We start from the raw sequence: 11,099 nt of genomic DNA, 5'->3' as shown, positions 1-11,099 counted from the left end.
AGTAGTGCGTCAGTCGCTCCGTCGCTCGCTGGCTCGGTGAGAGGATCCGCATGTCTCGGTATCTGTTCGCGCTCGGGCGGGTCGTAGTCCATCGCCGCTGGTGGGTGCTGGTGATCTGGATCGTGCTGCTGGTCGGTGCGGTCTGCTTCGCCGCCGGGACCGGCGGCAAGACGAACGACAACTTCGCCGTCCCCGGCACCGAATCGCAGGATGCCGTGTCGTTGCTGCACCAGCGGATGCCGGCGTTCAGTGGCGCGCATATGCAGGTGGTCTTCGCCACGCCCGGTCTGGCCAAGGTGACCGACCAGCAGGTCGCCGGTCAGATCGAGCAGGTGATGGCGGGGTTGCGCGGGCTGCCGCAGGTCGCGGCGGTCGTCGACCCGTTCCAGGCCAAGGCGGTGTCGCCGGATCAGCGCGTCGCGCTGGGCAGCGTGCAGTTCTCGGTGTCGGCGGGGGAGGTCGCCGAGGACACACTCGAAGGGGTGGACCGCGTCGCCGATCCCGCGCGGGAAGCGGGACTCGACGTGGAGTTCTCCGGTGCGGTCTATCCGGGCTTAACCGCCGAAATACCGCATACGCCAGAGCTTCTCGGCGTCATCGCGGCGTTGATCATTCTGCTGATCACCTTCGGCGCGGCGGTCGCGGCGGGCCTGCCCATCGTCACCGCGCTGGTCGGCGTCGGTATCGGACTCACCGGAATTCTCGGGGTCGCCGCGTTCGTCGACGTGCCCTCGGCGGCGACGTCGCTGGCTTTGATGCTCGGCCTCTCCTGCGGCATCGACTACGCGCTGTTCGTTCTGTCGCGGCACCGGCACCATATCGTGCTGGGAATGGCCGCGGCGGAATCGGTTCCACTCGCCGTCGGGACCGCGGGCAGTTCGGTGGTGTTCGCGGCGGTCACCGTGATCATCGCGCTGTGCGGGCTGACGGTGGCGAACATCCCGTTCCTCACCGTCATGGGTCTGACCGCGGCGGGCGCGGTGCTGGTGGCCATGCTCGTCGCGCTGACGCTGCTGCCCGCCCTGCTCATGTTCGCCGGGGACACCGTCGCCCGGTTCATCTCGCCGCCGCTGCACCCGGGACGGCCGGAGGAGATCGCGCGCATCGCCGCCTACGAGCCCGAGCGCACATTCGGGCACTCGTGGGGACGATTCGTCACGAGATTCCGTATCCCGCTGCTGATTCTCGGCGTCGCGCTGCTCGTCGCCCTGGCGATCCCCGTCTCCCGCATGGAACTCGGGTTGCCCAGTGGCGCGACGCAACCGGACTCGAGCACCGCCCACAAGGCCTACGACCTGGTCGAGAAGTCGTTCGGCCCCGGCTTCAACGGGCCGCTGCTGGTGGTGACCGACCTGTCGCGAGCCACCGGCCCGGACGCGGCGCAAACGCTCATGGGCAGGCTGCGACAGGAACCCGGCGTGGCCGCGGTGCAGCCCGCGGGCACCGGGGACGGTCTGATGCTGATCCAGGTCGTCCCCAAGACCGGCCCCGACGACCCGGCCACCGCCGATCTGGTGAACCGGCTGCGCGACGACCGCGCCGCGATCGAAAGCGGCACCGGGGCAACGTATCTGGTCGGCGGCACCACCGCCGCGAATATCGACACCTCGAACCGGCTCGCCGAAGCGCTGCCGATCTTCCTCGCGGTCGTGGTCGGCCTGGCGCTGGTGCTGCTGACGATCGCGTTCCGCACGATCCTGGTCCCGCTGTCCTCGATCGCGGGCTTCATCCTCTCGGTCTTCGCCGCCCTCGGAGCACAGGTCGCCGTATTCCAATGGGGCTGGGGCGCGGAACTTTTCGGCGTCACCAAGGCGCAGACGCTGAGCTTCCTCCCGATCATCACCCTCGCCATCATCTTCGGCCTGTCCAGCGACTACCAGATCTTCGTCGTCTCCAGGATCAAGGAGGAACACACCCGCACCGCCGACGCGGTCACCTCGGTGCAGAACGGCGTCGCGCACTCCGCCCGCGTCGTCACCGCCGCCGCGCTGATCATGTTCGCTGTGTTCGTCGCCTTCGCCACCGTCGACAACCCCATCGTCAAACCGCTGGCGTTCACCCTCGCCGTCGGCGTCCTGCTCGACGCCTTCGTCGTCCGGCTGACCCTGGTGCCCGCCGTCATGGCCCTCGTCGGCAACCGCATGTGGTACCACCCGCGCTGGTTCGCCCGCTACGTCCCCGATCTCGACATCGAAGGCGCCGAACTCGAACATCGAATGGCTTCCCGGCCCGAATCCGAGGCGTCGCCCGCGCGGCGATAGGGGAGAGCGATCGCCCATTCCTCGCTGTATCGGCCGGGCTGCACTCGAGCACGAAATGCGGACGGGCCGACGGTGATTCTTCGAAGGCGCGAACGTTCACACCGTCGCGTTCGTCTCCGACGTTCGGTCCGGGTTCTGGGTGAACGCGGCGCGATACGCGCTGGGGGTCAGCCCAGTCCGTCGCGAAAGATGTTGGCGCAGAGAGTCTGTCGTGGCGAGGCCACTGAGGCGGGCAACCTGGTCCATCGGTAAGTCGGTCGTTTCCAGGAGCTCCTGGGCCCGGATGACGCGCTGATGGAGCAGCCATTGGAGCGGGCTCAGGCCGGTTTCCGCATGGAACTTGCGGGTCAAGGTGCGAACACTGGTGCGGGCATGGTTCGCGAGGGCGGCGCGGGTGAGTGGCTCGTGCAGGCGGGCGAGCGCCCAGCTACGGGTTGCCGCCAGGGAGATGCCGGTCTCGGGCGGGAGGGGTGTCCGAATGAACTGAGCTTGTCCGCCCGGCCGCACCGGCGCCGCCACCATGAGCCGGGCCGCCGAGTTGGCTGTCGCGGCGCCGTAGTCGCTGCGCACCAGATGCAGGCACAGATCGATGCCCGCGGACAGTCCGGCGGAGGTCAGGATGTTGCCGTCTTCGACGTACAGCACGTCGGGGCGCAGGTCCACCGCGGGGAAGCGGCTGGAGAACTCGTCGGACTTCGCCCAATAGGTGGTGGCCCGGCGTCCGTCGAGCAGCCCGGCCTCGGCGAGTACGAAAGCTCCGGTGCAGATCGAGGCGATCCGCTTGCCCTCGGCGGCGGAGCGGCGCAACACCGCGAGGATGCGCGGGTCGATGTCGTCGCGGGCGCCGGTGCCGGTGACGATGACGGTGTCGGCGTCGTCGACCGCGTCCAGGCCGTGGGCGACGGTGATCTCCAGGCTGCCGTTGGTGGCGACCGGCCCGGGACGGGCGGCGCAGACGCGCACCTGATAGCCGGGGACGCCGTCGACCAGCGTCTCGCCCAGCACCAACTCGGGGATGGACAGGTCGAACGTCGTGGCTGGCGGGACGGCGACAACAGCTACCCGGTGCATGGCCCGAACCTCCGGATGTTTGGCATGTGGGCCACTATCGTACGGATCTCCTGCGGCGGAAGCTGAATGGCGCGTCGGCGCGGCTGTTGCGCCTGCGGCCGTTCACACCACCGCGAATCAGGAGAGCTGGGATGTCCTTGCACGTCGTCATCGGAGCCGGAGCCACCGGCTCGGCCACTGCCCGTTTGCTGGCCGACACCGGCGAGCGGGTCCGGCTCGTCACCCGCAGCGGTAGCGGGCCGGTGCACGAGCGGATCGAGCGAGTTGCCGCCGATGCCACCGACACCGCGCGGCTCACCGAGCTGACGCGCGGCGCGGCCACCCTGTTCAACTGCGCCATGCCGCCCTACGATCGCTGGCCGACCGACTTTCCTCCCTTGGCCGCCGCCCTGCTGGCAACGGCCGAGCGCACCGGCGCCGACTACGTCATGCTCGGCAACACCTACGGCTATGGCCCGGTGGACGGCCCCGTGACAGAGGATCTCGCCTTGGCGGCAACCAGCGCGAAAGGCCGTGTCCGGGCTCGGATTTGGCACGACGCGCGCGCGGCCTACGAGGCAGGCCGGGTGCGGGTGACCGAGATCAGGGCCAGCGACTTCCTGGGCGCACGCGCCTACTCGCCGTTCACTCTCATGGTGGGTGCGCACGTGCTGGCAGGTTCGCCCGCCTTCTACCCCGGGGACCTCGATGCCCCGCACAGTTGGACCTACACCGGTGACGCGGCGCGCACGCTCGTCGCCGCAGCGAGCCACGAACAATCCTGGGGCCGCGCCTGGCTCGTGCCGTCCAGCGCTGAGGAGTCGGTGCGCGAACTGGCGACACACCTGGCCGCGGCGGCAGGCGCGCCCGAGCCGCGCCTGAATCGCATGACGAGGGCCGAGCTCGAGGAAATCGGCAGGACGGACTCGATCATGGCGGAGTTCCCGGAGATGCTGTACCTGTACGACCGGCCCAACATCCTCGACGCGTCATCGACAGCGACGACATTGAATGTCACACCGACCCCGATCGACGTGGTCCTGGCCGAGATGGCGGTCCCGGAGCGATGAGGTGAGCTCGGGCGGCCGCTGCTCGCCGCACGCCATTTGCCATCCATTCGCCGGTGGGTGAGCGATACGCTGGAGCGGGGAGGTTGGCGGAAAGGAGCTGATGTGGGGCAATCGCGAGGAGCGGCCGCACCACACGTAGCCCGCCGTGTGATCGCCCTGGGCTGATCCCGAGCTACCGATGTACGAGCCGATCGACCTGGTCGATTCAGCCGAACGGACCCGCACCGTGCTCGCCACCGCCGTGGCACGGTTCTCCGAAGCCTGGGCGTCAGGGGCACCGCCCGACCTGTCGGCGTATCTACCGCGTGAGCCGGCCGCGCGGCGGACGGTACTGATCGAACTGATCAAGATCGATCTCGAATACCGCTGGCTGCGTCATCACTATCCCAAACGACTGGCCGATTACCGCACGGAATTCACCGAGCTGCGCGAGGGGCCGCTCCCGGCCGAGCTCGTCTACGAGGAATTCCACGCCCGGCGCCGCGGCGGGGAGGCGCCCGAGACGGCGGCCGCCGTCACCGCTGCCACAGCCGCCGCGGCCGATTCCGAGCTCGCGCAGATCGCCGACGACTACCACAGCACGATGATCGCCCGCCCCGGCGCCCAGGTGTTGCTCGACTCCATCGACGTCGGCGACCGGGTCGACGATTTCGACCTCCTGATGCGGATCGGCGCGGGCGCCTTCGCCCAGGTGTATCTGGCCAGGCAGCAATCCATGCAGCGACTGGTCGCGGTGAAGATCTCCCACAACCACGGCATCGAGCCGCAGACCCTCGCCCAGCTCGACCACGAATACATCGTGCGCATCTTCGACCAGCGACTGATCGGCGACGGCGAGCTGAAGCTGCTCTACATGCAGTATCTCCCGGGCGGAACGCTGCTCGACGTGCTGCGCTTGCGGCGCGCGACGCCCGAGGGGCAGCACAGCGGGCAGCTGCTGCTCGACGCGGTCGACGCCGTGCTCGCCGACAAGGGCGAGGTGCGGCCCGCCGATTCGGCTGTTCGCGAACGGACCGCCGCGCTGACCTGGCCCGAGACCGTCGCCTGGCTGGGCCGCCGCCTCGCGGACGCGTTGCAGCACGCGTCCGAACGCGGGGTGTTGCATCGCGACATCAAACCCGCGAACGTGCTGCTCAGCGCCGAAGGCATCCCGAAACTGGCCGATTTCAACGTCAGCTTCAGCAAACGCGTCAAGGGCGCGAGCCCGCTGGCGTACTTCGGCGGATCGCTGGCGTACATGTCGCCCGAACAGCTCGAGGCCTGTCATCCCGAGCTGCCCGCGTCCGCCGCCGATCTCGACACGCGAAGCGACATCTTCGCGCTGGCCGTCATGCTGTGGGAACTGCTGACCGGACGGCGGCCTTTCGCGGACGAAACATCCGCGGGCGAGTCGGAGACGTCGCTGGCCCGCATGCTCGAACTGCGGCGCAGGCCCATCGACTCGAAGTTCCTGTCCGATCTACCGCCGGACTGCCCCCCGGCGCTCTGCCAGGTGCTGCTGAAGTGCCTGTCGCCCGACCCCGCGGATCGCTACTCGTGCGGTTCGGAATTGGCCCAGCAGCTCGACCTGTGCCTCGAGGCGAGGGCTCGCGACCTCGTCTATCCGCCACCGAACAGTTGGCGGGCGCGGCTTTCTCGGTGGCCGACCCCGATCCTCTGGTTGTCTTCGCTGATCGGTATCGGCCTGGCGACGATCTATCTGGCGACACACGTTCAGAAACTGATCAGAGAGCGAGTGCCCGACGCTGTCAACACGCAGATGGACAGGGGCGTGATCGCTTGCATCCTCGGCGTCTTGCCGTTGGCCGTCGTCATCTACGTGTACATATCGCGTGATCTGCTCGCGGTTCTGCGTGGCTTGCGCGAGGGCAGGCGCTACGACGAGTCGACGCTCGCGCGGGTGCGGTCGCGAACGTTGCTGTGGGGCGACCTGTGTGCGCTGAACACCCTTCTCGCCGCGGTTATCGCCACCGTGACCGGCGTGATGTTGCTGCGCGCGTTCACCGACGTTTCGCTGCGGCTACAGATCCACGCGGCGATGACCGTGCTGGTGGCGGGCACCATCTCCGTCGCCTACACGTTCTTCCTCTCCACCTTCTACATCGTGCGCTGCGTCTATCCCATCCATCTGCGCCATGGCCGCACAACGGAGCGCGACTCGGCCGATCTGCACTGGCTGCGCCGAAGAACCACGGTCTATCTCGCGATCACCGCATCTGTGCCGGTGGTCGGCGTGCTGGCGGGATTCGGTGCCCTCGAATCGGGCGAGCTCGCGCTCGTTCGCGATTCGGTGCTGGGGTTGTGCGCGGGCGGCGGGCTCGCCTTCGTCGCCGCGTACTGGCTTTTCAGGACGCTCGACGCCGACCTGCGGGCGCTGGACCGGGTGATCGCCGTGCAGCCCCGATCCGTGGAAGCGATCGCCCGTCAGTGAACCGCGTCGCCCGCCGAATCGTCGGCGGGAGTATGCGGATTCGGGATGTCGATGACGGCGAGGAAGGCGGTCGCCGCGGGCGTGCGGCTGAAGCGGTTCCAGACGACGTATTCGACGCGGGCAGGCGCGTCGTCGACCTCGACGGTGACCACACCGGTGAGCTGCGGCACGTAGGCGGCGGGGAGCATGGCCACGCACAGGTCCTGCCCGACGAGCCGGGCGATGTAGTCGGCGGTGGTCACTTCGAAGGCGACGTCACGGTGCAGGCCCGCGGCCGCGAAAGCTTGGTCGGATTGGGCGCGTCCGGCGGTCCCGGCGGGCAGGTCGACGAAGATCTCGGACGACAGTCTGCGCAGGTCGACCGTCGGTTCGCCGACGAGCGGATGGTCCGGCGCGACCACGGCGACGAGCCGGTCACGGGCGAGTTCGCGGGCGGCGACACCGCGGGGTCGCGCGGTGGTCGGCAACCCGAGGAAGGCCACGTCGATGGCTCCCTGCTCGACCTGATCGACGAGATCCTCGCTCGCGCCCACCCGCAGGCCGATGCGCACGTGCGGGTGCAGCTTGCGGAATTCGCGCAGCGCGCCGGGGACGTCGACGGCGGCGACGGTGGGGATCAGGCCGACGGCGAGCCGCCCGCGCACCTCGCCGACGGCCGCGGCGACCTCGGCGGCCGCGCGCTCGGCGGCGTCCAGGCACTGGCGGGCGGCCGGGAGGAAAGCCGCGCCTGCCGGAGTCAGCCGCACTCGGCGGCTGGTGCGCTCGAACAGTCGTGCGCCGAGTTCCCTTTCCAGGCGGCCGATTTGGTGACTGAGGGCGGACTGGACGACCAGGCACCGTGCGGCGGCGCGGGTGAAGCTGTTCGTCTCGGCGACGGCGACGACATAGCGCAACTGCTGAAGCTCCATGGATCAATCGTGAATCACGATCTATGGAGTGACAAACATGTGTTGGATTCATCAATCGATCTCGGCTGAGATCGTGAGTATGAAAAGTCCAGCAGCGCAGCGGGTTCCCGATCCACCCACCCGGGAAAGGACGTCTCGATGAAGATCGCCGTCGACGGAGCCGCGGACGAGAGGCCGATGAGATGAAGCGTGCACTCGGTACGGCGGCCGCGCTGGTCTGCCTCGGAGGGACCGTGCTGGCACCCGCGCACCGGGCGGTGGCGGACAGCCCGGTGTTCCCCGCCACGATCGCCCTGCCTGCCGGATTCCGTCCGGAGGGCATCGCGATCGGTGCGCTGCCGGTGGCCTATTTCGGTTCCATGGCCGATGGTTCCATCTATCGCGTCGACTTGGTGACCGGGCACGGTGACCTGCTGAGCCGCGGCCCGGGGACGCAGGCGCTGGGCCTGCGGCTCGATCACCGCAGTCGCCTGTTCGTCGCGGGCGGCACCGGCGGTGACGTCCGAATCGTGGACGCCTGGACGGGCGCGGTGCTGGCGAACTACCAACTGGCAACCCCGCCGGACACTTTCGTCAACGATGTGGTGTTCACGCCGTCGGGCGCGTGGTTCACCGACTCGCGCGCGCCCGTGCTGTATCACTTGCCCATCGGGCCGGACGGTAAGTTGCCCGCGCCCGAGGAGGTGGTTCGGCTCCCGCTGACCGGTGACCTCACCTACGTGCCGAACGCGTTCAACGCCAACGGCATCGCGCGCACGCCCGATGGCACCGGCCTGATCGTCGTGCAGTCGGTGACCGGACGTCTGTTCCGCGTCGACCCCGCGACAGGCGAGGCGCGCCACGTCGACCTCGGTGGCGAGGAGCTGCCCGACGGCGACGGACTGCTCCTGGACGGCAGCACACTGTATGTCGTCCAGAACCGGCGCAATGCGATCGCCGTGATCGCCCTCGATCCCGAGGGCACGAAGGGCACGCTGGTACGGCGAATCATCGACCCGCGCTTCGACGTACCGGCCACTGTCGCCGCGTTCGCGGGTCGGTTGTACCTGCCGAACGCTCGCTTCGACACCCCGCCCGAGCCGACCACGCCCTACACCGCTGTCGCGGTAGACTGCCTCGCTGAGATGGTGTCCGGATCCCGTGCGGCTCAGCGCAATACGTACCGGCTGGTGGGAACGACATCGATGTCGCGGTCGGCGCCGAACGCGGCCACGCTGGTCATCATGCGCTGAATGCGCCGGTTCAGTTCGGCATCGTCGCCGCCGCTGCCGTAGAAGGCGTGCGGGTCGCGCAGCGCCTCCAGGGGGAACAGTTCCTCGACCACCGCGGTGATGTCCGGGGCGGTGTCGGTGACCGCCTCGAGGACGCGATTCTGCACGTAGCCGAAGGTGGCCTGGGTGGCGATGGCGACCTCGGTGTGGCGGTTGCGCCAATGATCGAGCCATTCGCCGTACGGCAGTTCCGGCGGCCTGCGCAGGAACGCGACATTGGCCAGCCCCGGGGTGCGCTCGCCGATCGGCACCGGAGGCGGCGGCAGCGGCGTCCTGACCTCGACCCGCCACCCCTCGCACCGTTCGGCGACGCCTCCGAGCGTGGCGAGCACGGCGGCGCGGTCGCAGCCGGTCGAGGACGAGAGGGCGAGGACCGCGTCGATCGGCGCGTCGAAGGTCGTCAACCGGAGCATCGCCCCGGCCACGTCGGCGTCGGCGATGTTCAGCCGCACGGATTCGACGCCCGCCGCGACCAACTGCCGCGTCAGCGCCGCGTCCCGCAGATCGCCGACACCCCAGAGCGCGAAGATCAGATCCTCCGGCACCGCACCACCACCTTGTAGAACAGGTTCCAGTACGGCGAGTGTAGGCGGCGCGAGGGCTCAGCGCGGCAGCAGGGTGATGCGGGCGTTCTCGGCCGGGCTGAGACCGGTGTGGTAACGGCGTGGCGGTTCGATGGGCCCGGACGCGGCCTGGATGCGACGCTGCTCGAGCACGGTGCGGAACAGGATGCGGGCTTCCACGAGGGCGAACTGCGCGCCAAGGCACCGATGCGCGCCCGCGCCGAAGGTCAGCCAGGTCTGGCCGTTCGGTCGCTCGTCGAGAAAGCGTTCGGGGCGGAAGACCATCGGATCCGGGTAATGCCTGGGTGATTCGTGAATGAGCAGGATCGGCACGATGACGATGGCGCCCTTGGGAATACGGATTCCGTTGAGCACGGTGTCGCGGAGGGCGCGCCGCCCGGTGAACGGGGAGACCGGGCGCAACCGCATCGTCTCGGCGACCACGGCGTCGAGGTATGCGTCGAGCCGCTCCCCGTCGCCCGCGTCGGCCGCCGCGTCCAGTTCGGCCATGGCCTGCGGGTGGCCCGCCAGCATGGCGGCGATCCAGCCGAGGGTGATGGCGGTGGTCTCGTAGGCGCCCAGCAGGACGCCGCGCATGTTGCGGGCCAGCGCGGCGTCGTCGTGCTGATCGAGTTCGGTGCCGACGTACCGGGACAGCACGTCTTTCCGGTCGCTCCGATCGCCGGGTTCGGCGCGGCGCGCGGCGATCTCCTCGATGATCACGGCGTCGACCTCGGCTTGGCGGCGACGCAGCGGCGGGTAGGGCAGCGTGTAGCCGCCGATCAGCGGCGTGAGCAAGGTGACGGCGAGGAAACCGCGACTTTCGATCTCCCCGAACCATTGGCTCACGGCCTGCTTCAGCCGATCCCGGCGGGCGGGCGCCACATCGCCGAAGACGACCGCGAGCAGCACGCCGATGGCAAGGTCGTAGCCCGCCTTCAGGAACTCGAACGGCTCACCGACCGGCCAGCGCGGCAGTTCGCGCTGGACCACCTCCACCATGAGCTCTTCGTAGGATCGAAGCGCCTTGCTCTGGAACGGCGGAGCGAACAGCCGTCGTTCGCGGCGGTGCTCGTCGCCGTCGAGGAAGATCAACGTCTGCTTGCCGAACATCGCGTCGTGGCTGGAGAACCGGCTCAGCACTTGGCCGACCGAGAAGTCGTCGTGGTTGGCGAAAAGCTCTCGCACATCGTCCATGTCGTGGGTGACCAGCATGTCCGGGAATCCCGGCGGCGAGAAGACGAACCGTTCCCCGAGCTGAAGCAAGGGGGAACGGTGGGTGCCGGGCCGCATCAGTCCACCGATCTGCCCGAGGTGGCGGGTACGTAGCAAGGGGAGATCACGCAGCGATACCGGAGTGTGCGACACGCAGCCATCCTGATCGCTGTCCCGGCGAGATGCAAACATGAAATAGTCGCGGGCGCAAAGAGAGTCGAGCATTCGGTGCCCCCATTTCTGGGGGCTCGGCGCGCTGGATTCGATCTTGATAGCCCCGGCACGGGGTGCCACGACGGCTATATTGTGGGCGCTGTCGGTCACAACGCA

Annotated in this window: 8 protein-coding genes; 4 read left to right on the top strand and 4 right to left on the bottom strand. The window is 68.8% G+C overall.

The features are described from left to right. The first annotated feature begins 50 nt into the window (after positions 1–50). Positions 51–2,261, top strand: coding sequence for an MMPL family transporter (locus tag ACRWNM_RS21795; protein WP_431969901.1), 2,211 nt, complete (start codon positions 51–53; stop codon positions 2,259–2,261). Positions 2,262–2,357: 96 nt separating this feature from the next. On the opposite strand, the gene ACRWNM_RS21790 is transcribed toward ACRWNM_RS21795, so the two are convergent. Continuing rightward, positions 2,358–3,332 (bottom strand): GlxA family transcriptional regulator, encoded by a 975-nt coding sequence (locus tag ACRWNM_RS21790; protein WP_431969900.1) that lies wholly within the window; start codon positions 3,330–3,332, stop codon positions 2,358–2,360. Positions 3,333–3,463: 131 nt separating this feature from the next. Between ACRWNM_RS21790 and ACRWNM_RS21785 the strand changes: the two genes are divergently transcribed. Then, positions 3,464–4,381: an NAD-dependent epimerase/dehydratase family protein gene (locus ACRWNM_RS21785; RefSeq protein WP_431969899.1), complete on the top strand. Its 918-nt coding sequence runs from the start codon at positions 3,464–3,466 to the stop codon at positions 4,379–4,381. 178 nt (positions 4,382–4,559) lie between these two features. Further along, positions 4,560–6,812, top strand: a complete 2,253-nt coding sequence (locus ACRWNM_RS21780) for a serine/threonine-protein kinase (protein ID WP_431969898.1) — start codon at positions 4,560–4,562, stop codon at positions 6,810–6,812. Here ACRWNM_RS21780 and ACRWNM_RS21775 read toward each other — a convergent pair. After that, a complete protein-coding gene (locus ACRWNM_RS21775; protein WP_431969897.1) occupies positions 6,806–7,720 on the bottom strand; it encodes a LysR family transcriptional regulator in 915 nt (304 codons plus the stop codon). The two genes, ACRWNM_RS21780 and ACRWNM_RS21775, sit on opposite strands and share 7 nt — an antisense overlap. Positions 7,721–7,902: 182 nt before the next feature. Here ACRWNM_RS21775 and ACRWNM_RS21770 point away from each other — a divergent pair, with 182 nt between their 5' ends. Continuing rightward, positions 7,903–8,952, top strand: a complete 1,050-nt coding sequence (locus tag ACRWNM_RS21770) for an SMP-30/gluconolactonase/LRE family protein (protein WP_431969896.1) — start codon at positions 7,903–7,905, stop codon at positions 8,950–8,952. Here ACRWNM_RS21770 and ACRWNM_RS21765 read toward each other — a convergent pair. After that, positions 8,868–9,536: a hypothetical protein gene (locus ACRWNM_RS21765; protein ID WP_431969895.1), complete on the bottom strand. Its 669-nt coding sequence runs from the start codon at positions 9,534–9,536 to the stop codon at positions 8,868–8,870. The two genes, ACRWNM_RS21770 and ACRWNM_RS21765, sit on opposite strands and share 85 nt — an antisense overlap. A gap of 57 nt (positions 9,537–9,593) precedes the next feature. Then, a complete protein-coding gene (locus ACRWNM_RS21760) occupies positions 9,594–10,922 on the bottom strand; it encodes a cytochrome P450 (protein WP_431969894.1) in 1,329 nt (442 codons plus the stop codon). Between the last annotated feature and the right edge of the window lie 177 nt (positions 10,923–11,099).

The organism is Nocardia sp. bgisy134 (assembly GCF_965341865.1).
Classification (GTDB): Bacteria; Actinomycetota; Actinomycetes; order Mycobacteriales; family Mycobacteriaceae; genus Nocardia.
The sequence above is the reverse complement of the archived record's forward strand: the minus strand, read 5'-3'. Positions and strand labels throughout refer to the sequence as shown.

What these genes read in the sequence shown, in the direction of transcription:
- ACRWNM_RS21795 (WP_431969901.1), top strand. Translation starts at nt 51, where the DNA reads ATGTCTCGGTATCTGTTCGCGCTCGGGCGGGTCGTAGTCCATCGCCGC.
- ACRWNM_RS21790 (WP_431969900.1), bottom strand. Translation starts at nt 3,332, where the DNA reads ATGCACCGGGTAGCTGTTGTCGCCGTCCCGCCAGCCACGACGTTCGAC.
- ACRWNM_RS21785 (WP_431969899.1), top strand. Translation starts at nt 3,464, where the DNA reads ATGTCCTTGCACGTCGTCATCGGAGCCGGAGCCACCGGCTCGGCCACT.
- ACRWNM_RS21780 (WP_431969898.1), top strand. Translation starts at nt 4,560, where the DNA reads ATGTACGAGCCGATCGACCTGGTCGATTCAGCCGAACGGACCCGCACC.
- ACRWNM_RS21775 (WP_431969897.1), bottom strand. Translation starts at nt 7,720, where the DNA reads ATGGAGCTTCAGCAGTTGCGCTATGTCGTCGCCGTCGCCGAGACGAAC.
- ACRWNM_RS21770 (WP_431969896.1), top strand. Translation starts at nt 7,903, where the DNA reads ATGAAGCGTGCACTCGGTACGGCGGCCGCGCTGGTCTGCCTCGGAGGG.